A 23,291-nucleotide genomic window follows, 5' to 3' on the forward strand; every position below is an offset into this window, starting at 1 on the left:
CGCCTAGTTTGCCGTCGTGGACCACTCCTTGCCCGCTGCCCCCGGAGCCACCCCCGACCGGCCCGTCGGCGGGAGGTCGCTGCATCGCTTTGCCAATCCCGGACGCTTCCTGCGGGCGACCGGAAGGCTGCTGCCCATCCTGTGGGGCGCCGCCCTTCTGGTGCTCGGCGTCGGGCTGGCCTGGGCGCTGCTGTTCTCGCCGCCCGACTGGCAACAGGGCGAGACGGTCCGCATCATGTATGTCCACGTCCCGATGGCCTGGCTGGCGATGGGCGGATACAGCGGCCTCGCCATCCTGTCGGTGATGTCGCTGGTCTGGCGGCACCCGCTCGCCGACCTCACGGCCCGCGAACTCTCCCCCGTGGGCGCGGCCGCCACCGCGCTGTGCCTGGCCACCGGCAGCCTGTGGGGCAAGCCGATGTGGGGCACTTGGTGGGTATGGGATGCCCGCCTGACCTCCGTCCTGGTGCTGTTTTTCCTGTGGCTCGGCCACGCCGCGCTGGTGCGCGCCTTCGACGACCCCGACCGTGGGGCGCGGGCCGGTGCGATCCTGGCGCTGGTCGGCATCGTCAACGTGCCGATCGTGAAGTTCTCGGTCGATTGGTGGAACACGCTGCACCAGCCGGCTTCGGTCACGCGCCTGAATGCGCCGGGGATGCATGTGGACATCCTTTACCCGCTGCTGGTCTGCGCGGCAGGCTTCACCCTGCTGTTCGCCGCCGTCGTGCTGGCGCGCACCCGCGCGGCGGTGATGGAACGGCGCGTGCGCGCGTTGCAACTGGCCCGTGCCCGGCGGGAGGATGCCACCGCGCCATGACCCTGCACTGGTGGCACGTTACCATCACCTATGCGCTGACCTTGGTTGTGTTCGGCGCGCTTGCCTTCGGCGCCGCCGCGCGCCACCGCGCGGCGAAGCGGATGCTGGCGCAGCTCGATCCCCGCGGGGGCCGGCCATGACTTGCGCTGCGTCAAAACCGGGCCCGGGAACGCGTCCTAGTTGCAGCCTCCCGCAGACCGCGACCGCCCTCGAGGCATAGATCCATGACCCGCAAGAAGCGCCGCCTGATGGTCCTGCTGCTCGCCGGCCTCGGCCTCGGAACCGCCACCGCGCTGACCCTGACCGCCTTCCAGGACAACCTGGTGTTCTTCCTCTCGCCGTCCGACGTCGTCGCGCGGCACCCCTCGGGCGACCGCGCCTTCCGCCTCGGCGGCCTGGTCGAGAACGGGTCTGTCGAACGCCACACCGGAAGCGACGGCCGCCCGTTGGCGACCTTCCGCGTCTCCGACGGCCCCAACGCCATCAGCGTGACCTATGCTGGGGTGCTTCCGGACCTGTTCCGCGAGGGGCAGGGCGTCGTCACGCTCGGCCGCCTGCTGCCGGATGGCAGCTTCCGCGCCACCGAAGTGCTGGCCCGCCACGACGAAACCTACATGCCCCCGGAAGTCGCCGACGCCCTGCGCCGGTCCGGCCATTGGAACCCCAACCAGGGCGCCGCCCCACCGGCGGAGACCTGGAACACCGCCCCGCGCGGCGGCCGAAGCGGGGGATGATGGTCATGGCGCCGACCCCGACGGTCACGCGGCACCCCTTCCCGCAGATACCAGGAATCCCGCGGTCCAGGGGCCCGAATGCCCCTGGTGGGGTGGCTTGGAGGGGCGTCGCCCCTCCAATCGTCCTGCGACCGTCCCTGGACCTCGACAGCAACCGCTGCCACCGGAACCATCCCGCATGATCCCAGAACTCGGTCACTTCGCGCTGGCCTTGGCCTGCATCATCGCCGTCGTGCAGTCGGTGCTGCCCGTGGTGGGTGCGGCGCGGGGCGATGCGCGTTGGATGGCGACGGCCGCGCCCCTGGCGCTGGGCCTTTTGCTGGCGGTCGGCACGGCGTTCGGCAGCCTGTTGTGGGCCTTCGCGGTAAACGACACGACGGTGGTGAACGTCGTGGCCAATTCTCATTCCGCGAAGCCGCTGATCTACAAATTGTCGGGCAGTTGGGGCAACCATGAAGGGTCGATGGTGCTCTGGGTGCTCATCCTCGCGCTGTGCGGCGCGGCGGTGGCGCTGTTCGGTCGCGACCTGCCGACGGCGTTGAAGGCGCGGGTGATTGGGGTGCTGGGCTGGGTGGCGACCGGCTTCCTGCTGTTCATCATCGTCACCTCTAACCCCTTCGAGCGGGTGTGGCCGCCGCCGGCGGACGGGCGCGGGCTCAATCCGGTGCTGCAGGACCCCGGCCTCGCGATGCATCCGCCGACGCTGTATTTCGGCTATGTCGGCTATGCCGTGACGTTTGCGTTTGCGATTGCCGCGCTGCTGGAAGGGCGCGTCGACGCCGCCTGGGGGCGCTGGGTGCGGCCCTGGGCGCTGGGCGCGTGGTGCTTCCTGACGGTCGGCATCACCATGGGGTCCTGGTGGGCGTATTATGAACTCGGCTGGGGCGGCTACTGGTTCTGGGACCCGGTGGAAAATGCCTCGCTGCTGCCCTGGCTGGCGGGCACGGCGCTGCTGCATTCATCGATCGTGGTGGAAAAGCGCGACACGCTGAAGGTGTGGTCGGTGCTGCTGGCGATCCTCGCCTTCGCGATGAGCCTGCTCGGCACCTTCCTGGTGCGATCGGGCGTGCTGAATTCCGTGCATGCCTTCGCCAATGACCCGACGCGCGGCGTGTTCATCCTGGCCTTGCTGATGATCTACGTGGCAGGAGCATTCGCGCTGTTCGCCTGGCGCGCGCCAAGGCTGACGCCCACCGGCATCTTCGCGCCGATCTCGCGGGAGGGCGCGCTGGTGGTGAACAACCTGCTGCTGTGCTCGATCGCGGCGGTGGTGCTGGCCGGGACCTTGTGGCCGATGTTCGCCGACATCCTGACCGGGGCGAAGATCTCGGTGGGCCCGCCCTTCTTCAACACGGCGACGGCGCCGCTCGCCATTCCGCTGGTGATCGCCATGCCGATCGGCGCGATGATGCCGTGGAAGCGCGGAGACATCTGGGCGGCGTTGCAACGGCTGTGGTGGGCGGCGGCGGCGGCGCTGCTGATCGGGCTGCTGTGCCTGGCGCTTGCCGGCTATCCGGTCTGGCCCGCGCTCGGCATGGCGATGGCGACCTGGCTGGTGGTCGGCGCGGCGGCGGACGTGGCCGACCGCATCGGGCTGTTTCGTCGCCCGGCGCAGGCCTGGCGCCGCGCGCTCGGCCTGCCGCGCGCGGCCTGGGGCGCGGCCATCGCGCATGGTGCGCTCGGCATCTCCATCGCCGGCATCGCCGGCATGGGGGTGGCCACCGATACGCTGGTGCAGCTCAACCCCGGGCAAAGCACGCGCCTGGCCGGCTATGAATGGCGCATGGACGGCCTGTCCGACGAAGCAGGCCCGAACTACCGGGCGCGCCGTGCCACGGTCACGGTGCTGCGCGACGGTGCGGTGGTGACGGTGCTGCATCCCGAACGCCGCACCTTCATCGTCGACAACCAGACCACCTCCGAGGCCGCGATCCACACCAATGCGATGCGCGACCTGTATGCCGTGCTGGGCGAGGAACGCGCCGGCGCCGCCGTGCTGCGCCTGCATCACAACCCCTTCGCGCCGTGGATCTGGTTCGGCGGGCTGGCGATGGGTTTCGGCGGCCTGCTCTCCCTGTCGGACCGCCGCATGCGCGTTGCCGCCCCCGCCCCCAAGGGCGCGACGGTGCCGGCATGAGCGACGCCCCCGCGCCACGCAGCCGGCGGTGGATGCTGTATGCCCCCCTCGGCCTGGCGGGTGCCGCCGGCGCCGGCTTCTGGGTGATGCTGCGCGGCCTGCAGACCGGCGACTACAACCCGCGCGGCGTGCCCTCAGTGCTCATCGGCCGCGGCGCGCCGGATTTCACCCTGCCGCCGCTCGAGGCCAGCGGCCTGCCGACAGTGTCCGCCGCCGATCTGCGCGGGCCATTCCCCGGCCCGGTATTGGTGAATTTCTGGGCGTCCTGGTGCGTGCCCTGCATCGTCGAGCACCCCCAGCTGATGCGCCTGAAGCGCGAGGGCATTCCGGTGTTCGGCGTCAACTACAAGGACAAGCCGGCCGATGCTGCGGCTTTCCTGACGCGACACGGCAACCCCTTCAGCCGGCTTGGCGTCGACGAGCCGGGGCGCGTGGCTATCGACTGGGGCGTCTATGGCGTGCCGGAGACCTATCTGATCGACCGGCAGGGGATCATTCGCTGGCGCTATGCCGGGCCGATGACGCCCGAACTGGTGGCACAGGACCTGCGGCCGCTGCTGCGGCGGTATGCGTGATGGGGGGCATCCCGGGCACGGACATTGGAGAGGGGCCTTGCCCCTCACCAAACCTCACCCCACCAAAGGCCGGTGGGCCTTTGGAAACCCTTACCTGGCGCCGGGTTGGTCGGCGGCGTTCCATGATCGCGCACGCTTTGCGCCGCGATGCCGCGCTTCTGCTCGGCCCCGCCAAGGACGTACCGGCTTGCGTGGTTCGTGTCCTGGCCTCGGTACCAAGGTTGAGGGGTCCGGAAGATCATGGGCCGAGCGTAGGCGGACCATTCGCGCCGGGCGCGTGGATCGGGGCAACGCTAGCGGAACCGGCCTCGCCCAACCCTGGATATGAATCCGGGCGTCAGTCCGACCCAGCATTGCCCAACCTTCCGCGCCCGGCGCCAGATCCCCGCGGTCCAGGGGCCCGTTGGCCCCTGGCGGGGTGGATTGGAGGGGCAGCGCCCCACCAATCCGCGCGCCCAAGGAGGACCGTGCCGCTCCGCCGCGCAGCACTCGCGCTCGCCCTCACCCTCATCGCGACCCAGACCTTCGCCGCGACCGGCCGCCCCGAGGACCGCCTGGCCGACCCAGCGCTTGAAACCCGTGCCGAGGCCATTGGCCGCGACCTGCGCTGCATGGTCTGTCAGAACCAGTCGATCGAGGACAGCGACGCCGACCTCGCCCGCGACCTGCGGCGCATCGTGCGCGAACGCGTCTCGGCCGGCGACAGCGATGCCGCCGTGGTCAATTTCGTCCATGACCGCTACGGCGATTTCGTCCTGCTGCGGCCGCCCTTCAATCCGGTCACCGCGCTGCTGTGGGGCATGCCGGCCATCGCCTTCGGCGGCGGTGTGCTGGTGATCCTCGCACGGCGCCGGCGCGCACCGGCAGGCATCGAACCGGCGCCCCTGACCGACACCGAACGCCAGCGCCTGGCGGAACTGGAGCGCGGCGACAGCGCATGACGATCTGGATTCTGCTGGCGTGTTTCGCGCTGATCGCGCTGCTGCCGCTCGCCATCGCCATGCTGCGCCCGAAGGCGGCGCGCGGGCGGCGGGAAGCCGACATCGCGCTGTATCGTGCGCAATTGCTCGAACTCGACCGGGACCGTGAGGCCGGGCGGCTCGACGAAGCCGGCCATCGTGCCGCGCGGGTCGAGGTGCAGCGCCGCCTGATCGCCGCCGCCGACCAGATGGAAAGCGAGGCGCGTGCGGCGCGCGGCCCCGGTGCCCTCCTGGTCCTGCTGCCGCTGATCGCGGCGGCCGCGCTGGGGCTGTATCTGCTGCGTGGCACGCCGGACATGCCCTCCGCGCCCTATACCCTGCGTGCGGAGGCGATGGCGCGGGACGAGCAGATCCTGGCGACGCTGCGCACGCGGCTCGAAGCGCTGGACCCGGCCAGCCCGCAGGCGCGCCAGGGCTGGATCCTGCTTGGCAATGCCGAACGCGGGCGGGGGCGGCCGGATGCCGCGCTCGCCGCCTGGCGCCGGGCGATGGTAGCGGAGTTCGACGTGTCGCTCGCCGGCGACATCGCCGAGTTGGAGATCGAGCGAGGGGCGGCGGCCGAGGCGACGCCCTGGATCACACGGGCCCTGGCGGAGACGCCGAACGATCCGCGGCTGCGCTTCCTGGCGGGGCTGGTCGAGGCGGAATCCGGCCGGCCAGCCGAGGCCCGGGCATTGTGGCAGGCGCTGCTGGCCGATACGCCGCCCGATGCGCCGTGGCGCGGCCTGGTCGAGCGGCGGCTCAGCGCCTTGCCCTGACGGGCGGCACGGGCGGGGCGGGCCGCGCCGGTTGCGCCGGCGGCAGGGGTGGAGCGACCAGCAGGGGCTGCGGCGGCGCCACGACGGGCTGCCCGGCGCGGACCTCGCGCCCGGCGGCCAAGGCTTCGAGCCGGGCGATCACCTGGTCATGCAGGTGGTCCTGCTTGTCGATGGAGATGTGGGATTCGCCGGTCACCAGCTGGTTTTCCAGAGACCCTGTGAAGCCTGGCCCGCCCACCAGGGTGCGCGTGACGCTATCGCGGTCCTGATACAGGTTCAGCACCCGCAGCACGCCGGCGGTGACCGGGTCGCCCGCCGTCGGGTCGAAGGTCACCAGCAGGTCCGTCGCGACGCCCTGGCGACCCAGGTGATTTGCCATCTTGATGGCATCGTCCGCACCGTAGGAATGGCCGATGATGGCGAAGGGCCTGACCAGGGTCCCCGCCCGGTCGGCGCGCAGCACCGCCGCGGCGAGGTCATCCCATTCGATGTGGTTGTGGACGCTGGCGTCGAAATTGCGCTGCCGCAGCTTCGCCGTCAGGAAGTTCATCCCTGTCGAGAACATGTTCAGCAGGCCGCGCAACACGATGACGCGCCCGCGCGGCGGCCCTGTGAGCGGCGCGAGGCGGGTCGGCCCGCAGGCGGCAAGGGAGGCGAGGGCGGCCAGCGCGGCGCGGCGCGGCAGGTGGGCGCGGGGTGTCAGAGGCGGCATTTTCACATCAACGCAGGAAGGCGGGTTGGGGTTGTGCGCACATCACGGCAATGGCGTGGCCATTGCCGTCAGCGCAGGAAAGGCATGACCCGCGGCGTGCGCGTGGCATAGGCATCCCAGGCGGCACCGAAGGTCTCGCGCATCAGCGCTTCCTCCCGGCCCACGCGCAGCAGGTAGAGCAGGCCGAAGCCGATGATCCCGGCCGGGCCGGCAACCCAGTTCTGCAGCGTCAGCGCCTGCGCGATCGCCCAGAGCCAGAAGGCCGAATACATCGGGTGGCGCACGAAGCGGTAGACGCCGCCGGTGACCAGCGCGTGGTCCTGCCGCACCGCCAGGGTGACCGACCAGTTGCGCCCCAGCGCCTTGTGGGTCGCATAGAACAGCGCGAGCGCCGCGACGAAGACCAGCAGCCCCGCCATCGCGCGCAGCGGCGAGAAAGGCTGGTCGAGCGCAGCCGGAAAGCCCGTCGCGATGTAGAGCGCCGGCAGGATGCCGAGACCGGTCAGGGAAATGGTCAGCAGCAGCTTCTCCCGGCCGTCCAGGGCGTTGCGTGCCAGCACGTTGCGCTTGGACTTGCGCTCGAAGGGCAGGCGGATGACCCACCAGGCGACCATGCACAGCCCGTGCAGCAGTTTCGCAGCCAATGGTGTCACGCGGCCTGTTCCATGGTTGGGCCGGCCAGCGTGCCATCCGGCCCGATCAGCCGGTCGGGGAAGGGGTCGAGCCCGATCGCACCCGGCCCGCACGCGATCAGTCCCCAATCGTAGAAATACCGGCGGCCGCAGCCGGTGACGTAGACACGATGGGCGCGCAGCATCGACCGCCGCACCCGGCACCACGATGCATGGTCGAGCATGGCGCGCGGATGGATGCGCTCGATGCGCGGCCCGCGACCCGGCAGGCCCAGGGCGGCCACCGGATCGGCCCGATGGAAGCACACCAGGTCGCGTCGGGAAGTGTATTCCAGCCAGGCGAGGTGCGGTGCGGCGGCGACCCGCGCCACGGCGTCGCGCAGCCGGCGCGCCTGCGGCATCAGCGCGATCTTCAGCACGGAGGATCCGAGTCCGACCAGCGCAAGGCGCGGGCCCGGCCGCGGCGGCGCGGGGTCCTGCGCCAGGGCGGCGGCCAGTGCCTCGGTCAACAGCACCATGCCGAGGCTGTGGCCGACAAGCACCACTTCCTCGACATCGCGGCGCCGGCGCGCGGCGATGATCTCCTGTGCGAAGCAGGCGATGCGCGCGTCAAGCTCCGGGCGCGCCCCGCTTGCGAGGTCGCTGGCGAATACCCAGTCGGCCAGCAGGTGGCGCAGATGCAGCCAGCGATCCCCGGCATGGAGCAGCGCCAGGGTGACCGCCGGGCCAAGCAGCAACCCCCCCCAGCCACCCACCAGCAGCCCGCTCGCCACGCCGCCGAGCAGCGAACCCAGCAGGATCGCCACCGGCAGGGCGACGAACAGCAGGTAGCGCCAATGCGCCCCCCGGTAGCGCGCCAGCGTGCCATCCCGCAGCAACCCCAGCAGCACGGCGCTGCCGCGCGCCGCCAGGTGCGGCAGGGATGCCGAGAGGTCTCGGACCATCAGGTCGTTCCAGGCGAGGATGCGAATCTCGGCCTCGGTGGCCCAGTTCGGGCCGGCAAGCCGCGCCCGGAAGGCGAGCACCGGGCCATCATCGGCCTGGGTCTCCGCCGGCTCGGTCGTGGCGGCCAGCCCCCAGGCCGCGGCGGTGCGGCCAAGCGTGCGCACCAGCCGGCGGTGATGCGCCTCCGCGCTCAGCGGCTCATAACCGGGCACTTGCAGCAGCAGCCGTCGCCTGACCGTCAGCGGCGGTTGCTCGGCCGTGAAACTCATCGCACCGCCACCCCTTTCAGCCCTGAACGGGCCGTGGCTTCCGAGGTTTCCCTGGATCACGCGCCACGCAGCGTTTCGGCCGGCCGGGTGGATGGGCCGGCCAGGCGCCGGATCAGGGCGACGAATTCCGGCGCGTCCCAGGCGGCATCGCCTTCCAGCCGGGCCCGTTCGCGCCCCTGGCGGTCGACGATGACGGTGGTGGGCAGGCCCCGGGCGCCCAATGCGCGGGCCGCGGCGCCGCGAGGGTCGAGCCAGATGCGCAGGGTGCGCACGCCCGTGCGCTCATAGAAGCCCTGCACCGTGTTCAGCCCGCCCCGGTCCGAGGAGAGCGGCAGGACCAGGATGCCATCCGCCGCCAGCGCCGCCGCGGCACGGTCGAGTGCGGGCATTTCAGCCACGCAGGGCGGGCACCAGGTGGCCCATAGGTTGATCACCAGCCCCCGGCCGGCGAAATCAGCCGGGGTGTATTCCTTGCCCTCGGCGTCGGTGAAGGTGATGGGGGGCAGGCTCGCCTCGGCTTCCCGCAAGCGGTTCAGGCCGGATGGCGAGGCCGCCAAGCCTTGCCGCGCCGGAAGGGCCGCGAGTAGGGTCCCGCCCGTCGCCAGCGCCGGGGCGACCTTCAGGACGGTACGGCGCGTCGGAACCAGCACGAAAGAGACCCCCACAGGTGAGCAGCAACGCCAATCGGCAATGGGGCGGACGCTTTGCGGAAGGCCCCTCCGCCATCATGGAAGCGATCAATGCCTCGATCGGCTTCGATCGCAAGATGTGGCGCCAGGACATCCGCGGCTCGCTCGCCCATGCCGCGATGCTGAAGCATGTAGGGATAATCTCGGCGGATGACGAGGCTGCGATCCGCGGCGGGCTGACGACGATCTCCGAGCGCATCGAAAAGGGGGATTTCCCCTGGGACGAGGCGCTCGAGGACATCCACATGAATGTCGAGGCCCGGCTGTCGGCGGTGATCGGCGATGCCGGCAAGCGGCTGCATACCGGACGCTCGCGCAACGACCAGGTTGCGCTTGATGTGCGCCTGTGGGTGCGCGATGCGATCGACGGGCTGTCGGACCAGCTGCGCGACGTGATGCGGGCCCTGGTTGCCCGGGCCGAGGAGCATGCGGGCACGGTCATGCCCGGCTTCACGCATCTCCAGCCCGCCCAGCCGGTCACGCTGGGGCACCATTTCCTGGCCTATGTGGAAATGCTGTCGCGCGACCTGTCGCGCCTGCAGGATTGCCGGGGGCGGCTGAACGAGTGTCCCCTGGGCGCGGCCGCGCTGGCCGGCACCGGCTTCCCGATTGACCGACACATGACGGCGAAGGCGCTCGGCTTCGACGGGCCGACCCGCAACAGCCTGGATTCCGTGGCTTCGCGCGACTTCGCCGCCGAATTCCTGTTCTGCTGCTCGATGTGCGCGACGCACCTCTCGCGTTTCGCCGAGGAGATCGTCATCTGGACGAACCCCTATTTCGGGTTCGTGAAGCTGTCCGATGCCTTCACGACCGGCAGCTCGATCATGCCGCAGAAGCGCAACCCGGACGCCGCCGAGCTGGTGCGCGGCAAGACCGGCCGCGTGGTCGGCGCGCTGGTCGGCCTGCTGACGGTCATGAAGGGCTTGGCCCTGACGTATTTCAAGGACATGCAGGAAGACAAGGAAGGCGTGTTCGACGCCGCCGAGACGATGACCCTGGTCTTCGCCGCGGTCGCCGGCATGGTGCGCGACCTGAAGCCGGATGTCGGGCGGCTGGCATCCGCGGCGGGCGCCGGCTTCTCCACCGCGACAGACCTCGCCGACTGGCTTGTGCGCGAATTGAAGATGCCGTTCCGCGACGCCCACCATGTGACCGGCGCGCTGGTGGCCAAGGCGGAGGGGCTGGGGGTGGACCTGTCCGGCCTGACAATCGAGGAAATGCGCGAGGCCGAGCCGCGCATCACCGAAGGCGTCTATGACGTGCTGTCGGTTGCCGCCTCGGTGCGGTCGCGCACGTCGTATGGCGGCACGGCGCCGGCCAATGTCGCGGCCATGGCTGCGGAATGGAAGGCGAGGCTCGCATGACGCGGGCGGTGCTGGGGGCGCTGGCGCTGACCCTGCTGCTGGCCGCCTGCGGCAAGGTCGGGCCGGTGCGTGCGCCCGGCCCGCCGTCGGAGATCACCTATCCGCGGTCATACCCGAATCGCTGACGGGCCCACGCCAGGCCGGCCGGGGCAGCGCGCCCGGCCGTTCGGCGGCATCCGGCGGCCTTGCACGCAAGATGTCACAGGCGGATGACTTCACGACTTGATGGGATTCGTGCCAGGAGGCGGGCGCCATCAGCCGAATGCCCGCCGTGCATGAAACATGAAATCGAACGTAAATTCCTGGTGATGAACGATGACTGGAGGGCCGGTGTCACCCGGATGGTGCGCCTGCGCGACGGTCTGGTCGCCACCTTCGGCGCCGGCAAGGTGCGGGTCAGGGTCGCGTTGGGCGCCGCCGGGCCGGCGCGGGCCTGGGTCGGCCTGAAGGGCCCGCGTCAGGGCATCACCCGGACGGAATACGAATACGAAGTCCCGGTCGCCGAGGCGGAATCGATGCTGGCGGAATTCTGCCCGGGCCGGATTGTCGAGAAGACCCGCCATCTGGTGCCACATGCCGGGCTGGTCTGGGAGGTCGATGTCTATGACGGCTTCCTCGCCGGCGTGACCTATGCCGAGGTGGAACTCGATCATCCGGGCCAGACGGTGGTCCTGCCGCCCTGGATCGGGCGCGAGGTGACAGGGCAGCCGCAACACAGCAAGCGCGCGCTGGTCGCCGCGGCGCAGCAGGCAGCGTTCGGCCGGCTGGCGACCTGAACCGCCAGGCCGCCGGCGGTCAACCGGGCCCAAGGTGATCGGGCGCGCGGGTGGGGCGGCCCGTCGCACGCCCCAGCATCCGCGCCAGCACCAGGCGGCCGCGCCAGTGGTGGACCAGCGCGACGGACGTGTGGCCGGCCGCGAGAAGCACGAGCGCCCAGGCCAGATACTGGTGGATGGTTCGCAGGACGTTGAAGGTCGCCTCGTCCGGCCCGAGCAGATGGGGCACCGGGATCAGCAGGAACAGCGTCGTCTCGATCTGACCCGGCGCGGTGCTCGCGCTCAGGTAGCCGAGCACCGGCACGACCATCATCAGGACATAGAGCGCCGCATGCCCGATACCGGCCGCGCGCTGCTGCCAGGCCGGGATGTCGGCCTCCTCGGGCGGTCGCGGACGCCGCGCGCGCAGCACCAGGCGCCACAGCACCAGCGGCGGCACCAGCAGCCCGATCGTCTTGTGCACCTGGTAGGCGATGATCTTGGCGAGCAAGAACGACAGCGGCAGCGGCACCATGACGATGCCGATGACGAAGGCGGAGAAGACCAGCCCGGCCACCCCCCAGTGCAGGCGACGCTGCGCCGGGCTCCAGTCGTCAGACAATGAGGCTGACACGGACCGACAGGCCGATCCTGTCGGAAATTGCCGAGGATTCCGCGGTCATGCCGAATTCCGAGCGCTTCATCTCTCCGCTCGCGGAGAAGTTCGCGATGTCCTTGCCTCGCGCCTCATCGCGCCGGCGACCGAGCAGGCGGGCCTGCATCGAGAACGGCCGGGTGATGCCGCGGATGGTCAGGTTGCCGGCCAGGGAGAACCGGTCGAGGCTGCCTTGCCCGGTGGCGGCGCCGTCGAAGCGGGCTTCCGGAAACTCCGCCACATCGAAGAATTCGGGTGAGCGGAGAAGTTCCACGGCGCCGGGATAGGCGAGTGCCGCGGAGGCCGTGCGGACGATGACCGCCACGGTGGTCGTCAACGGCCGATCCGGATCGATCAGCAGCACCGCTGAGAAGTCGTCGAACCGGCCGGTGGAGGAGAGGATGCCCAGGTGCCGGGCGGTGAATTCCAGCGTTCCCTGCGTCTGGTCGAAGACGTAGCGCTCGGTCGTGGAGGCGCTGGCCGAGGTCCCGGCCAAGGCCGCGAGGCCGCCGAGGAGAGCCCTGCGTTCGATCGGACAAACCTGGATCATGGCCTGATCCCTCCCGCGGCGATCATATCGGTCTGCGGTGCCCGCCGGGCAAGGCCGCTTGCATCCTGGCCACCGAAGCGCCATAACCCGCGCCAGACATTCCATCCGGTTTCACGGGGGGTGGCCTTGCAAGGGGCCGCCTTTTTTGTTGCTTGAACGATACCGACGATCAGCCACGCCACGAAGGGCTTGAAGCCCGCATCGCCGACGCGATCCTGCCGACGCTGGGTCAGCTCGGCTATGAGCTCGTGCGCGTGCAGGTGTCGGGCAAGGAAACGCCGACGGTGCAGATCATGGCCGACAGGGCCGATGGTGCCACCTTCACGGTCGAGGATTGCGAGGCGATCAGCCATGCGGTCGGCGCCGTGCTCGACGTCGCGGACCCGATCAAAAGCGAATGGAGCCTTGAAGTGTCCTCGGCCGGCATCGACCGGCCGCTGACGCGGGCCAAGGACTGGAACCGGTTTGCCGGCCATGTCGCGACATTGGAACTCGCCATCCCGCAGGACGGGCGCAAGCGTTTCCGCGGCATCGCCCTCGGCGCCGATGCCGATGTGGCGCGGATGCGCCTGGATGACGGCACCGAAATCGCCTTTCCGCGGACCAATATCCGCAAGGCGAAGCTGGTGCTGACCGATGAACTGATTGCCGCAACCGCGGCACCCCCGACCGAGAACTAGGAGAGAGGCTCCATGGCCATCGATATCGCCATCGCCCGTCCCGAACTGCTGCAGGTCGCCGACGCCGTCGCGCGCGAGAAGATGATCGAGCGCGACGAGGTGCTGGAGGCGATGGAGCAGGCCATCCAGAAGGCCGGCCGCGCCAAGTACGGGCACGAGAAGGACATCCGCGCCATCATCGACCGCAAGACCGGCGAGGTCCGCCTGTCGCGGTGGACCGAGGTGGTCGAGGCCGAGCCGGTCGAGAACGAGGCGACGCAGATCCCCCTGCGCATCGCCCAGAAGATCAAGCCGGGCATCGGCCTCGGCGAATTCATCATCGACCCGCTGCCGCCGATCGATTTCGGTCGCATCGCCGCGCAGACCGCCAAGCAGGTGATCGTCCAGCGCGTGCGCGAGGTCGAGCGCGGCAAGCAGTTCAACGAATACAAGGACCGCGTCGGCGAGATCATCAACGGCATCGTCAAGCGGACCGAATACGGGAACCTGATGGTCGATCTCGGCCGCGCGGAAGCCTTGCTGCGCCGTGACGAGACCATCCCGCGCGAGGCCTTCCGCAACGGCGACCGGGTGCGCGCCTATATCTACGACGTGCGCGAGGAACCGCGTGGGCCGCAGATCTTCCTCTCCCGCACGCATCCCGGCTTCCTGGCGAAGCTGTTCGCGCAGGAAGTGCCGGAGATCTACGATGGCATCATCGAGATCAAGGCGGTCGCCCGCGATCCCGGATCCCGCGCCAAGATGGCGGTGATCAGCCGCGACAGCAGCATCGACCCGGTCGGTGCCTGCGTGGGCATGCGCGGGTCGCGCGTGCAGGCAGTTGTGGCCGAGCTCCAGGGCGAGAAGATCGACATCATCCCCTGGTCGCCCGATTTCGCGACCTTCATCGTGAACGCGCTGGCGCCGGCCGAGGTGTCCAAGGTCGTCCTGGATGAAGATGGCAAGCGCTGCGAGGTGGTGGTTCCTGACGACCAGCTCTCGCTGGCGATCGGTCGTCGCGGCCAGAACGTGCGCCTTGCATCGCAGCTGACGCGCTACGATATCGACATCCTGACCGAAGCCGAGGAATCCGAGCGCCGGCAGGAGGAATTCCGCAAGCGCACCGGCCTGTTCGTCGAGGCGCTGGACGTCGATGACGTGATTGCCGGCCTGCTCGTGCAGGAAGGCTTCGGCACCATCGAGGACATCGTCACGGTCGAGGACGAGGAACTCGCCGGCATCGAGGGCTTCGACGAAAGCGTGGCCGCCGAGCTGAAGCGCCGCGCGAGCACCTTCATCGAGAAGCGCGACGGTGAATTCGACGACAAGCGCCGCGAACTGGGCGTGGACGACGTGCTGGCCGAGATCGGCGGCTTCTCGCCGGCCATGATGGTCACGCTCGGCGAGAAGGGCGTGAAGGGCCTCGAGGACCTGGCCGATCTCGCCGGCGACGAGCTGATCGAGATCCTGGGCACCGAGGTGGTGGACGAGGAAACGGCGAACGCCATCGTCATGGAAGCGCGCCGCCGCGCCGGTTGGCTCGGCGAGGAAGAGGATGCTGGCGCGGGTGACGGCAACGAGTGACGCCGATGCCCCGGCGGAGGAGGAGCCGGAAACCGGCCCCCACCGCCGCTGCATCATGACGCGTGAAGTCCAGCCGAAGGAGCGCATGCTCCGTTTCGTGCTGGGTCCCGGACGTGAAATCGTCCCCGATATCACCGGCAAGCTGCCGGGCCGGGGAATGTGGTTGAGCGCGCGGGGCGATGTGCTAGAAACCGCCCTGAGCCGCGGGGCCTTCATGCGGGCCGCGCGTGGGCAGGTGACGTTTCCCTCCGACCTTCGCGCGCGGATCGAGGACGGTCTTCGCGGGCGTGTCCGCGACCTTCTGGGCCTGGCCCGGCGGGCGGGGCAGGCTGTTTCGGGCTGGCAGGCGGCGCGCGAATGGCTTCAGGCCGGGCGCGCGGGGCTGCTGGTCCAGGCCGCGGATGGCAGTCTGGCCGAACGCGCGCGCTTCGGCGGCCGGGACCTTCCGGCTGTCACGCCGCTGACGGCGGCGGAGTTGGGTGTTGTCTTCGGGCGTGACCACGCCGTGCATGTCGTGGTTGCGCCGGGCCGGCTGGCAGAGGCCATCCGGGTCGAGGCAGAGCGGCTGGCAGGATTTGCCGGCACTCCGCCGGTTAACGCGTAAAGGGCCGCAACGTTCGTCGCGGCTTTAGGAATTCTTGGTGGAATCGGGTTCGGATCGGCGGATGAGCGACCAGAACGAGCAGGACGCGGGCAAGAGCAGGCTGAGCCTTCGGCCCGGTGGACGGCTTGAGCTCGGCAAGACGGTGGATGCCGGCAGCGTGCGGCAATCCTTCAGCCACGGTCGCAGCAAGACCGTGCAGGTCGAGGTTGTGAAGAAGCGCGCCGCGGCGCCGCCGGCGAAGCCCGGCGTGCCGGCGCCCGCCGCGCGTCCCGCCCCGCCGGTCGCGGCGGCGGCGGCCGCCACGGCTGCACCCGCGCCGCAGGCGCCGCAGGGCCCGCAGTCGCGCACCGTGGCGCCGCCCAATTCCGGCCCGCGCGTCGCCCCGCCAGGGCGGCCGCTGACTCAGGCCGAGATCGCGGTCCGCCAGCGCGTGCTGGAGGAAAACCGCCGCGCCGAGGCCGTCCGCCAGCGTGAGGAACGCGAGCGCCAGGCGTTGATGGTGCGCTCCGCCGCCGAGGAAGCCGCCCGCAAGGCGGAAGAGGATCGTCGCGCCGCCGAGGAGGCGGCCGTGCGTGCCGAGGAGGAGGCTCGCGCCGCCGCCGAGGCCGCCGCCCGTCCGAAGGTGGAGGACGAAGTCCGCAAGCCGGTGGCCGCCGCGCCGGCAGCCGCCACACCCGCGGCGCGCCCCGCCGGCCGCCCGGCCGCTGCGGCCGCACCCGGCAGCCCCGCCGCCCGCAAGCCGGAGGGCGACACCCCCGCCGCGCGCCTGACGCTGAAGGCCCGTTCCCCCGGCGAGGACGAGGATGAGCGCCGCCCCGCGATGCGCCGCCCTGGCGGCCCGCCAGGTGCGCCTGGCCGTCGCCCGATGCCGGTGCCGGTCAAGAAGGCGCCGCCGACCGCCGACCGTCGTCGCGACAGCCGCATCGACGTGCAGGCCGCGATCGAGGGCGAGGATGAGCGCAGCCGCTCGATCGCGTCCCTGCGGCGTGCCCGCGACCGCGAGCGCCGGCAGCAGGAACTCGCACGTCTGCGTTCGGGCGCCGAGCGCGTGGTGCGCGACGTGGTGGTGCCGGAAGCCATCACCGTGCAGGAACTGGCGAACCGCATGGCCGCACGTGGCGGCGAGGTGGTGAAGGCGCTGTTCCGCATGGGCGTCATGGCGACGCTGACGCAGAGCATCGACGCGGACACCGCGGAACTGGTGGTGCAGGAATTCGGCCATCGCGTGAAGCGCGTGAGCGAATCCGACGTCGAGATTGGCCTGGAAGGTGCGGAGGATACCGATACCGACCTGACGTCGCGCCCGCCGGTCGTGACCATCATGGGCCATGTCGACCACGGCAAGACCTCGCTGCTGGACGCGCTGCGCAAGACCGACGTCGTTGCGCACGAAGCCGGCGGCATCACCCAGCATATCGGCGCCTACCAGATCACGGTGCCGGACGGGACCAAGGTCACCTTCATCGACACGCCGGGCCATGAGGCCTTCACCGCGATGCGCGCGCGCGGTGCCTCGGTGACCGACATGGTCGTGCTGGTGGTGGCGGCCGATGATGGCGTGATGCCCCAGACGGTCGAGGCGATCCGCCACGCCAAGGCGGCGGGCGTTCCGATCATCGTGGCCGTCAACAAGATCGACAAGCCCGGCGTGAAGCCCGAGCGCGTGAAGCAGGAACTGCTGCAGCACGAGATCGTGGTGGAATCGCTCGGCGGCGACACGCAGGAGATCGAGGTCTCGGCGACGCAGAAGATCAACCTCGACAAGCTGCTCGAGGGGATTTCGCTGCAGGCCGAGGTGCTGGACCTCAAGGCCAATGCGGATCGCGCGGCGGAAGGCACCGTCATCGAATCCAAGCTCGACCGCGGCCGCGGCCCGGTGGCGACCGTGCTGGTCCAGAAGGGCACGCTGCGGACGGGCGACATCGTGGTGGCCGGCGCCGAATGGGGCCGGGTGCGCGCGATGCTCGACGACAAGGCGCGCCAGGTGAAGGAAGCCGGCCCGTCGCTGCCGGTCGAGATCCTGGGGCTTTCCGGTGTGCCTTCCGCCGGCGAGAACTTCATCGCCGTCGAGAACGAGGCCCGCGCCCGCGAAGTCTCCGAATTCCGCCAGCGCAAGCTGCGGGAGAAGGCGTCGGCCGCACTCGGCGCCGGCCGCGGCAACCTGACCGACATGCTGGCGCGCATCCAGGCGGGCGAGCAGAAGGAAGTCGCCGTCGTCGTGAAGGCCGACGTGCAGGGTTCCGCCGAGGCGATCGGCGTGACGCTGGGCAAGCTCGGCAACGACGAGGTGAAGGTCCGCGTGCTGCATTCCGCGGTGGGCCAGATCACCGAATCCGACATCCAGCTCGCCAAGGCGTCGGATGCCGTGATCGTCGCCTTCAACGTCCGCGCGACGTCGCAGGCGCGCGACCTGGCGGCGAAGGAAGGCGTGGATATCCGCTACTACTCGATCATCTACGAAGTCGCCGATGACATCGAGAAGCTGTACAAGGGCAAGCTCGCCCCGGTGCAGCGCGAGAAGTTCCTGGGCTACGCGCAGATCCTGCAGGTCTTCGATGTCAAGAAGATCGGCAAGGTCGCCGGCTGCCGCATCACCGAAGGCGTGGTCAAGCGCGGTGCAGGCGTCCGCCTGCTGCGCGACGGCGTGGTGATCCACCAGGGCGAGCTGTCTACGCTGAAGCGCTTCAAGGACGATGTCCGCGAAGTCGGCAACGGCCTGGAATGCGGCATGTCCTTCGCGAACTACGACGACATCCGCGTCAGCGACCAGATCGAGTGCTACGAAGTGGAGACGGTGGCCGCCGCCTGAGGGCGGCTGCCACCTGATCTTTTTGCCCTCAAACGCCGGGTGCGCGCATCCGCGCGCTTGGCTTTCGCGCGCTGCGCTGTTGCATCGGCGACGAATGATGGTCTGGGCGCGGTCGCGCCGTGCGCTCCCGGCGCACCTTCGGTGCGCCGAAGGTGTGGGGAGGCTGAGTAGGTTCCATGAGCAAGCCAAATCACCGCGGCCGCAATGAAGGCCCATCCCAGCGGCAGCTTCGCGTCGCCGAGGAAATCCGCCACACCCTGGCGGCCGTCTTCGCGCGGGAGGAATTCCGCGACCCCGACCTGCACGATGTGCGCGTGACGGTGACGGAGGTGCGCGCCTCGCCGGACCTCAAGCACGTCACCGCCTTCGTCTCCGCATTGGGCAAGGACCTGACGAAGGAACAGCTGGCGGCGCTCAAGCGCGTCTCGCCCTTCCTGCGGCGGGAAGTCGCGCATGCAGTGCGGCTGAAATACGCCCCCGACCTGCATTTCCAGCCCGATACCGCGCTGGAATATGCGACCCACATCAATGAGGTGATGCACCGCCCGGAAGTGGCGCGCGACCTCGCGCCCAGGAAGGACGGCGAGGAATGACCTCAGCCCCACCCGATGAGGCACCGCAGATCCGCGTCATCGCCATGCCGGCCGACGCCAACCCCGCCGGGGACATCTTCGGTGGCTGGCTGATGGCGCATATGGACCAGGCCGGCGCCTCGGTCGCCTTCCGCAGCGCGCGCGGCCGCGTCGCCACGGTGGCGGTGGATGCCATGACCTTCCATCGGCCGGTCCATGTGGGCGACGAGGTCAGCCTCTACGGCAAGCTGCTCGGCACCGGGCGGACCTCCATCCGTGTGCATGTCGAGGCCTGGCGCCGCGACCGCACCACCGAGGATGCCGCGCGCGTGACCGAAGCGACCTTCACCTTCGTCGCGCTCGACGAAGCCGGTCGCCCGCGCCCTGTGCCCGCCTGATCAGGAGGCACAGCTGAACACCTCCAGCACCAGCAGGATGCCGAGCAGGACATTCGGCACCATGAATCCGAGTGCCGCGATCGGGCTGGCGACCAGCGCGCCGAACAGCGCCGAGCCCCAGCTTTCGCCGCCCACGCCGCCAATGGCCGCCCCGGTCGCCAGCACCATGGCGGCGATCACGATACGGGCCCAGAGCCGCTGGTCCTTGTCCTCCTCGCCGTCATTAGACATTGGCGGCCAGACCTTCTGAAACGGTGCCTGTGGGCGCCCACGAACATCTTCCGGATCATCGCATGGCCCATAACCGCCACCGCAAGCCGAAAGGCCGCCCGCTCGACGGCTGGCTGATCATCGACAAGCCGACCGCCATCGGGTCCACCGACGTCGTCGCCATCTGCAAGCGCGGCTTCCAGGCGCAGAAATGCGGCCATGGCGGCACGCTCGACCCGCTGGCGACCGGCGTGCTGCCGATCGCCTTCGGCGCGGCGACCAAGACCGTGCCCTATGTGATGGACGGCACGAAGCAGTACCGCTTCACCCTGAAGCTGGGCGAGGCGCGGGATTCCGACGATGCCGACGGCAACGTCATCGGCACCAGCGATGCGCGCCCGACCGACGACCAGATCCGCGCGGCGCTGCCGGCCTTCATCGGCGACATCATGCAGGTCCCGCCCATCTTTTCGGCCATCAAGGTGGCGGGCGAGCGCGCCTATGACCTGGCGCGCGCGGGTGAAGCGGTGGAGCTCGCCCCGCGCCCGGCCCGTGTCGATCGCTTCGAACTGATCGAGCGGCCGGATGCCGATACCGCGGTGTTCTTCGTGGAATCCGGCAAGGGCGTGTACATGCGCTCCCTGGCGCGAGACATTGCGAAGGCCTGCGGCACGGTCGGGCATATCACAGCCCTGCGCCGCATGCGGGTCGGACCCTTTCATGAGAAGGATGCAGTTCCGCTGGACAGGATCGCCGTTTCCGGCGATACCCCGCCCCCTTCTCCGGATCTTCTGCTTCCGGTGACGACCGCGCTGGCCGACATCCCGGCGCTGGCCCTCACCGAAGCTGAAGTCGCCCGCCTGTCCTTTGGCCAGCCGATACCGCTGGTGGAATTGATGGGCCGGGTACCGCGCGAGGCCAACCCCGATGGGGGCCTGGCCAGGGCGATGGCGGGGGAGCGCCTGATGGGTCTCGCCCGCTTCGAGGAAGGCTTGCTGAAGCCGGAGCGGTGGCTGGGCCAGGGTGGTTCATAGGCTGACCGGTCACCACCGGCGGCCTGATCATGCAGCCGAAGGCGCGCGCGCCCGGCCAACACGAAGGATAACCCGATGTCGATCACTGCCGAACGCCGCCAGGCGGTCATCAAGGATTATGCGACCGGCCCCAACGATACGGGCAGCCCGGAAGTCCAGGTCGCCATCATGTCCGAGCGCATCCTGAACCTGACCGAGCACCTCAAGACCCACGCGAAGGATTTCCATTCGCGCCGTGGCCTGCTCGTGCTGGTCGGCCAGCGCCGCGGCCTGCTGGACTACCTGAAGCGCAAGAGCCAGAAGCGCTACGAAGTGCTGATCGGCCGCCTGAACCTCAGGCGTTAGTTTCGACCCTCGGACGGCGGGCGGCGGCCATCCGGCCGCCTTGCCTTCACACCATGGACTGGTGCGTTGGCGGCGTCTGTCGGACTGGGCGCGGTCGCGCTTTGCGCTCGCGGCCCGATGCAAGGCATCGGCCAGGAATATGGATGCCCCGCGCAGCGATGCGCGGGGCATTCTACGTTTCGGGGCCTTCGCTTGACCCCCGCGCCGGCCTCCCTTAAGTAACCAAGCGGTTACTGCCGCGCGGGGGGAAGCAAAGGGTGGGTCTGACACGACAGGACTGGCCTGCGGGCGTCGCCGAGCGCCTGGCCAAGGGCTGCGCCATTCCGGCGCATCCGCTCGCCCTGCAGCCGTCGCGGGACCTGGACCCACGCCGCCAGAAGGCGCTGTCGCGCTACTACCTCGATGCCGGGTCGGGCGGGCTCGCCGTCGGCGTCCACACAACACAATTCGCGATCCGCGGGCGCGGCCTGTACGAAACCGTGCTGCGCATCGCCGCCGAGGCCGCCGGCGAACGCAGCGACACCCCTATCCTGGTCGGTGGTGCGATCGGCCGCACCGCGCAGGCGGTGGCCGAGGCACGGGTCGCGCGCGGCCTCGGCTATCACGCCGTGCTGCTGTCCCTGGCCGCCTGGAAGGGGGCCTCCGAGGACGAGATCATCGCCCATTGCCAGGCCGTCGCGACCGAGATGCCACTGTTCGGCTTCTACCTCCAGCCCGCGGTCGGCGGCGTGCGCCTGCCGCTGTCCTTCTGGCGCCGCTTCGCGGCGATCGAGAATGTCGTCGCCATCAAGATGGCGCCCTTCAACCGGTATGCGACGCTGGATGTGCTGCGCGGCGTGCTGGAAGCCGGCGCGGAAGGCCGCATCGCGCTCTACACCGGCAATGACGACCACATTGTCACCGACCTGCTGACGCCCTTTACGCTGGTGCATCGCGGGCAGCCGACGACGCTGCGGATCGTCGGCGGGCTGCTCGGCCATTGGTCGGTGTGGAACCGCGCGGCGGTGGAATTGCAGGCACGCTGCGCGGCCGTGACCGGCGCCATCCCGGCCGATCTGCTCGCGCTCGATGCCGCCGTCACCGAGATGAACGCCGCGGTCTTCGACGTGGCGCACGACTTCCACGGTGTCATCGCCGGCTGCCACGAGATCCTGCGCCGGCAGGGACTGCTGGAAGGCACCTGGTGCCTGGATGAACATGAATCGCTCTCGCCGGGGCAGGCCGAACTGCTCTCCGCCGTCGCCGAACGCTATCCGCATCTGACGGATGACGGCTTCGTCGCGGCCAATCTCCATCGCTGGCTTTCGTAGGGAATCACGACACATGGCGGAACGCCGCATCGGCCTCATCATGAACGGCGTCACCGGCCGGATGGGGATGAACCAGCACCTGATCCGCTCGATCGCGGCGATCCGCGCCGATGGCGGCGTAAAGCTCGCCAATGGCGACACGATCATGCCGGACCCGGTGATCGTCGGGCGCAACAAGGCGAAGCTGGAGGCGCTGGCGAAGGCGCACGGCATCACGCGCGTCTCCACCGACCTCGACGCCTGCCTGGCCGACCCGAAGGATGAGATCTTCTTCGACGCCGCGACGACGCAGATGCGCGCGGGGCTGCTGCGCAAGGCCATCGCCGCCGGCAAGCACATCTATTGCGAGAAGCCGACCGCCGACAATTTGGCCGATGCGCTGGATGTCGCGCGGCTGGCCAAGGCCGCCGGCATCAAGAACGGCGTGGTGCAGGACAAGCTGTTCCTTCCCGGCCTGCGCAAGCTGAAGATGGTGATCGATTCCGGCTTCCTCGGGCGCATCTGCTCGGTGAAGGGCGAATTCGGCTACTGGGTCTTCGAAGGCGAACTCCAGCCCGCGCAGCGCCCGTCCTGGAACTACAAGAAGGCCGAGGGCGGGGGCATCATCCTCGATATGCTCTGCCACTGGCGCTACGTGCTGGACAACCTGTTCGGCAATGTCGAGGCCGTCTCGTGTCTCGGTGCCGTGCACATCCCCGAGCGCATCGGGGAAGACGGCAAGCCCTACAAGGCCGATGCCGACGATGCGGCCTACGCCACCTTCCAGCTGGAAGGCGGGGCGATCGCGCACATCAATTCATCCTGGGTCACGCGCGTCCGCCGCGACGACCTCGTGACCTTCCAGGTGGACGGCACGCATGGGTCGGCTATCTGCGGATTGCAGAAATGCTGGACGCAGTCGCGCGTCGCCACGCCGAAGCCGGTGTGGAACCCCGACCAGCCGCAGACCATCGACTTCTTCGCCGGCTGGCAGGAAGTGCCGACAACGACAGACTTCCCCAACGGCTTCCGCGTGCAGTGGGAGGAATTCCTCAAGCACGTTGCCGGCGAGCGCGCGGATTATCCGTGGGACCTGATGGCGGGCGCGAAGGGCGTGCAACTCGCCGAGGCCGGGTTGAAGTCCTGGGCGGAGCGGCGCTGGATCGACCTGCCGAAGCTCACGGCCTGAAGGGCAGAGGAAGGAGAACCTTC

General features: G+C 69.7%; 27 protein-coding genes. 20 read left to right on the plus strand and 7 right to left on the minus strand.

Annotated features, from left to right (window positions below; translation table 11 throughout):
- Positions 1-28: 28 nt before the first annotated feature.
- The 7 genes from AAFN86_RS05200 to ccmI all read left to right on the plus strand — a co-directional run bounded on the left by AAFN86_RS05200 (position 29) and on the right by ccmI (position 6,001).
- The gene (locus AAFN86_RS05200) at positions 29-817 is read left to right on the plus strand and encodes a heme ABC transporter permease (protein WP_347542163.1); all 789 of its coding nucleotides are present in this window, start codon (positions 29-31) and stop codon (positions 815-817) included.
- Positions 814-957, plus strand: coding sequence for a heme exporter protein CcmD (gene ccmD, locus AAFN86_RS05205; RefSeq protein ID WP_347542164.1), 144 nt, complete (start codon positions 814-816; stop codon positions 955-957). The genes AAFN86_RS05200 and ccmD overlap by 4 nt, the downstream gene beginning before the upstream one ends.
- Positions 958-1,041: 84 nt before the next feature.
- Entirely contained in the window at positions 1,042-1,551 is a 510-nt protein-coding gene (gene ccmE / locus AAFN86_RS05210; protein ID WP_347542165.1) for a cytochrome c maturation protein CcmE, read from the plus strand.
- Between the two features lie 178 nt (positions 1,552-1,729).
- Positions 1,730-3,688 (plus strand): heme lyase CcmF/NrfE family subunit, encoded by a 1,959-nt coding sequence (locus AAFN86_RS05215; protein WP_347542166.1) that lies wholly within the window; start codon positions 1,730-1,732, stop codon positions 3,686-3,688.
- Positions 3,685-4,263 carry a DsbE family thiol:disulfide interchange protein gene (locus AAFN86_RS05220; RefSeq protein ID WP_347542167.1) on the plus strand — a complete coding sequence of 193 codons (579 nt, stop codon included), beginning with the start codon at positions 3,685-3,687 and terminating at the stop codon, positions 4,261-4,263. The genes AAFN86_RS05215 and AAFN86_RS05220 overlap by 4 nt, the downstream gene beginning before the upstream one ends.
- Positions 4,264-4,730: 467 nt before the next feature.
- Positions 4,731-5,204 (plus strand): cytochrome c-type biogenesis protein, encoded by a 474-nt coding sequence (locus tag AAFN86_RS05225; protein WP_347542168.1) that lies wholly within the window; start codon positions 4,731-4,733, stop codon positions 5,202-5,204.
- Positions 5,201-6,001, plus strand: a complete 801-nt coding sequence (gene ccmI, locus AAFN86_RS05230; protein ID WP_347542169.1) for a c-type cytochrome biogenesis protein CcmI — start codon at positions 5,201-5,203, stop codon at positions 5,999-6,001. Before AAFN86_RS05225 ends, ccmI begins: the two co-directional genes overlap by 4 nt.
- Here ccmI and AAFN86_RS05235 read toward each other — a convergent pair.
- The 4 genes from AAFN86_RS05235 to AAFN86_RS05250 form a co-directional block, all read right to left on the minus strand.
- Positions 5,985-6,713 carry a thioesterase domain-containing protein gene (locus AAFN86_RS05235; protein ID WP_347542170.1) on the minus strand — a complete coding sequence of 243 codons (729 nt, stop codon included), beginning with the start codon at positions 6,711-6,713 and terminating at the stop codon, positions 5,985-5,987. The genes ccmI and AAFN86_RS05235 overlap by 17 nt on opposite strands.
- A 68-nt stretch (positions 6,714-6,781) precedes the next feature.
- Positions 6,782-7,366 (minus strand): protein-S-isoprenylcysteine O-methyltransferase, encoded by a 585-nt coding sequence (locus AAFN86_RS05240; protein WP_347542171.1) that lies wholly within the window; start codon positions 7,364-7,366, stop codon positions 6,782-6,784.
- Positions 7,363-8,559, minus strand: a complete 1,197-nt coding sequence (locus AAFN86_RS05245) for a hypothetical protein (RefSeq protein WP_347542172.1) — start codon at positions 8,557-8,559, stop codon at positions 7,363-7,365. Before AAFN86_RS05245 ends, AAFN86_RS05240 begins: the two co-directional genes overlap by 4 nt.
- A gap of 56 nt (positions 8,560-8,615) precedes the next feature.
- A complete protein-coding gene (locus AAFN86_RS05250) occupies positions 8,616-9,209 on the minus strand; it encodes a TlpA disulfide reductase family protein (RefSeq protein ID WP_347542173.1) in 594 nt (197 codons plus the stop codon).
- Positions 9,210-9,226: 17 nt separating this feature from the next.
- Here AAFN86_RS05250 and argH point away from each other — a divergent pair, with 17 nt between their 5' ends.
- From argH to AAFN86_RS05265, 3 genes are all read left to right on the plus strand, one after another.
- Complete coding sequence (argH, locus tag AAFN86_RS05255; protein WP_347542174.1) at positions 9,227-10,615, plus strand: argininosuccinate lyase; 1,389 nt, start codon at positions 9,227-9,229, stop codon at positions 10,613-10,615.
- Complete coding sequence (locus AAFN86_RS05260) at positions 10,612-10,740, plus strand: hypothetical protein (protein ID WP_347542175.1); 129 nt, start codon at positions 10,612-10,614, stop codon at positions 10,738-10,740. Before argH ends, AAFN86_RS05260 begins: the two co-directional genes overlap by 4 nt.
- A 150-nt stretch (positions 10,741-10,890) precedes the next feature.
- The gene (locus AAFN86_RS05265; RefSeq protein ID WP_347542176.1) at positions 10,891-11,391 is read left to right on the plus strand and encodes a CYTH domain-containing protein; all 501 of its coding nucleotides are present in this window, start codon (positions 10,891-10,893) and stop codon (positions 11,389-11,391) included.
- A 19-nt stretch (positions 11,392-11,410) separates the two neighbouring features.
- Here AAFN86_RS05265 and AAFN86_RS05270 read toward each other — a convergent pair whose 3' ends face one another.
- Entirely contained in the window at positions 11,411-12,004 is a 594-nt protein-coding gene (locus AAFN86_RS05270) for a cytochrome b (protein WP_347542177.1), read from the minus strand.
- Positions 11,985-12,575 carry a YceI family protein gene (locus tag AAFN86_RS05275; RefSeq protein WP_347542178.1) on the minus strand — a complete coding sequence of 197 codons (591 nt, stop codon included), beginning with the start codon at positions 12,573-12,575 and terminating at the stop codon, positions 11,985-11,987. The genes AAFN86_RS05270 and AAFN86_RS05275 overlap by 20 nt, the downstream gene beginning before the upstream one ends.
- 152 nt (positions 12,576-12,727) lie before the next feature.
- Between AAFN86_RS05275 and rimP the strand changes: the two genes are divergently transcribed.
- From rimP to AAFN86_RS05305, 6 genes are all read left to right on the plus strand, one after another.
- Positions 12,728-13,255: a ribosome maturation factor RimP gene (rimP, locus tag AAFN86_RS05280; protein ID WP_347542179.1), complete on the plus strand. Its 528-nt coding sequence runs from the start codon at positions 12,728-12,730 to the stop codon at positions 13,253-13,255.
- 12 nt (positions 13,256-13,267) lie between these two features.
- The gene (gene nusA, locus AAFN86_RS05285) at positions 13,268-14,818 is read left to right on the plus strand and encodes a transcription termination factor NusA (RefSeq protein WP_347542180.1); all 1,551 of its coding nucleotides are present in this window, start codon (positions 13,268-13,270) and stop codon (positions 14,816-14,818) included.
- Positions 14,790-15,422: an RNA-binding protein gene (locus AAFN86_RS05290; RefSeq protein WP_347542181.1), complete on the plus strand. Its 633-nt coding sequence runs from the start codon at positions 14,790-14,792 to the stop codon at positions 15,420-15,422. Before nusA ends, AAFN86_RS05290 begins: the two co-directional genes overlap by 29 nt.
- 61 nt (positions 15,423-15,483) lie before the next feature.
- A complete protein-coding gene (infB, locus tag AAFN86_RS05295) occupies positions 15,484-18,231 on the plus strand; it encodes a translation initiation factor IF-2 (RefSeq protein ID WP_347542182.1) in 2,748 nt (915 codons plus the stop codon).
- Positions 18,232-18,407: 176 nt separating this feature from the next.
- Positions 18,408-18,824: a 30S ribosome-binding factor RbfA gene (gene rbfA, locus AAFN86_RS05300; RefSeq protein ID WP_347542183.1), complete on the plus strand. Its 417-nt coding sequence runs from the start codon at positions 18,408-18,410 to the stop codon at positions 18,822-18,824.
- Positions 18,821-19,201: an acyl-CoA thioesterase gene (locus AAFN86_RS05305; RefSeq protein WP_347542184.1), complete on the plus strand. Its 381-nt coding sequence runs from the start codon at positions 18,821-18,823 to the stop codon at positions 19,199-19,201. The genes rbfA and AAFN86_RS05305 overlap by 4 nt, the downstream gene beginning before the upstream one ends.
- On the opposite strand, the gene AAFN86_RS05310 is transcribed toward AAFN86_RS05305, so the two are convergent.
- Positions 19,202-19,432, minus strand: a complete 231-nt coding sequence (locus AAFN86_RS05310; RefSeq protein ID WP_347542185.1) for a hypothetical protein — start codon at positions 19,430-19,432, stop codon at positions 19,202-19,204.
- 62 nt (positions 19,433-19,494) lie between these two features.
- On the opposite strand from AAFN86_RS05310, the gene truB reads away from it, so the two are divergent.
- From truB to AAFN86_RS05330, 4 genes are all read left to right on the plus strand, one after another.
- Positions 19,495-20,445, plus strand: a complete 951-nt coding sequence (gene truB / locus AAFN86_RS05315) for a tRNA pseudouridine(55) synthase TruB (RefSeq protein WP_347542186.1) — start codon at positions 19,495-19,497, stop codon at positions 20,443-20,445.
- 75 nt (positions 20,446-20,520) lie between these two features.
- Complete coding sequence (rpsO, locus tag AAFN86_RS05320; protein WP_347542187.1) at positions 20,521-20,790, plus strand: 30S ribosomal protein S15; 270 nt, start codon at positions 20,521-20,523, stop codon at positions 20,788-20,790.
- 257 nt (positions 20,791-21,047) lie between these two features.
- A complete protein-coding gene (locus AAFN86_RS05325; protein WP_347542188.1) occupies positions 21,048-22,100 on the plus strand; it encodes a dihydrodipicolinate synthase family protein in 1,053 nt (350 codons plus the stop codon).
- A 13-nt stretch (positions 22,101-22,113) separates the two neighbouring features.
- Positions 22,114-23,268 (plus strand): Gfo/Idh/MocA family oxidoreductase, encoded by a 1,155-nt coding sequence (locus tag AAFN86_RS05330; protein ID WP_347542189.1) that lies wholly within the window; start codon positions 22,114-22,116, stop codon positions 23,266-23,268.
- Positions 23,269-23,291 lie beyond the last annotated feature (23 nt).

The sequence above is a fragment of the Roseomonas sp. CAU 1739 genome, from assembly GCF_039839775.1.
In the GTDB taxonomy this organism is placed as follows: Bacteria; Pseudomonadota; Alphaproteobacteria; order Acetobacterales; family Acetobacteraceae; genus Neoroseomonas.

Excerpts from the sequence above, each read along its gene's own strand:
- nusA (WP_347542180.1), top strand. The coding sequence starts at position 13,268 with ATGGCCATCGATATCGCCATCGCCCGTCCCGAACTGCTGCAGGTCGCC.
- AAFN86_RS05220 (WP_347542167.1), top strand. The coding sequence starts at position 3,685 with ATGAGCGACGCCCCCGCGCCACGCAGCCGGCGGTGGATGCTGTATGCC.
- ccmI (WP_347542169.1), top strand. The coding sequence starts at position 5,201 with ATGACGATCTGGATTCTGCTGGCGTGTTTCGCGCTGATCGCGCTGCTG.
- AAFN86_RS05330 (WP_347542189.1), top strand. The coding sequence starts at position 22,114 with ATGGCGGAACGCCGCATCGGCCTCATCATGAACGGCGTCACCGGCCGG.
- rbfA (WP_347542183.1), top strand. The coding sequence starts at position 18,408 with ATGAGCAAGCCAAATCACCGCGGCCGCAATGAAGGCCCATCCCAGCGG.
- AAFN86_RS05260 (WP_347542175.1), top strand. The coding sequence starts at position 10,612 with ATGACGCGGGCGGTGCTGGGGGCGCTGGCGCTGACCCTGCTGCTGGCC.
- AAFN86_RS05245 (WP_347542172.1), bottom strand. The coding sequence starts at position 8,559 with ATGAGTTTCACGGCCGAGCAACCGCCGCTGACGGTCAGGCGACGGCTG.
- infB (WP_347542182.1), top strand. The coding sequence starts at position 15,484 with ATGAGCGACCAGAACGAGCAGGACGCGGGCAAGAGCAGGCTGAGCCTT.
- AAFN86_RS05305 (WP_347542184.1), top strand. The coding sequence starts at position 18,821 with ATGACCTCAGCCCCACCCGATGAGGCACCGCAGATCCGCGTCATCGCC.
- AAFN86_RS05235 (WP_347542170.1), bottom strand. The coding sequence starts at position 6,713 with ATGCCGCCTCTGACACCCCGCGCCCACCTGCCGCGCCGCGCCGCGCTG.
- truB (WP_347542186.1), top strand. The coding sequence starts at position 19,495 with ATGGCCCATAACCGCCACCGCAAGCCGAAAGGCCGCCCGCTCGACGGC.
- AAFN86_RS05310 (WP_347542185.1), bottom strand. The coding sequence starts at position 19,432 with ATGTCTAATGACGGCGAGGAGGACAAGGACCAGCGGCTCTGGGCCCGT.
- ccmE (WP_347542165.1), top strand. The coding sequence starts at position 1,042 with ATGACCCGCAAGAAGCGCCGCCTGATGGTCCTGCTGCTCGCCGGCCTC.
- AAFN86_RS05290 (WP_347542181.1), top strand. The coding sequence starts at position 14,790 with ATGCTGGCGCGGGTGACGGCAACGAGTGACGCCGATGCCCCGGCGGAG.
- rpsO (WP_347542187.1), top strand. The coding sequence starts at position 20,521 with ATGTCGATCACTGCCGAACGCCGCCAGGCGGTCATCAAGGATTATGCG.
- AAFN86_RS05215 (WP_347542166.1), top strand. The coding sequence starts at position 1,730 with ATGATCCCAGAACTCGGTCACTTCGCGCTGGCCTTGGCCTGCATCATC.
- AAFN86_RS05265 (WP_347542176.1), top strand. The coding sequence starts at position 10,891 with ATGAAACATGAAATCGAACGTAAATTCCTGGTGATGAACGATGACTGG.
- ccmD (WP_347542164.1), top strand. The coding sequence starts at position 814 with ATGACCCTGCACTGGTGGCACGTTACCATCACCTATGCGCTGACCTTG.
- AAFN86_RS05275 (WP_347542178.1), bottom strand. The coding sequence starts at position 12,575 with ATGATCCAGGTTTGTCCGATCGAACGCAGGGCTCTCCTCGGCGGCCTC.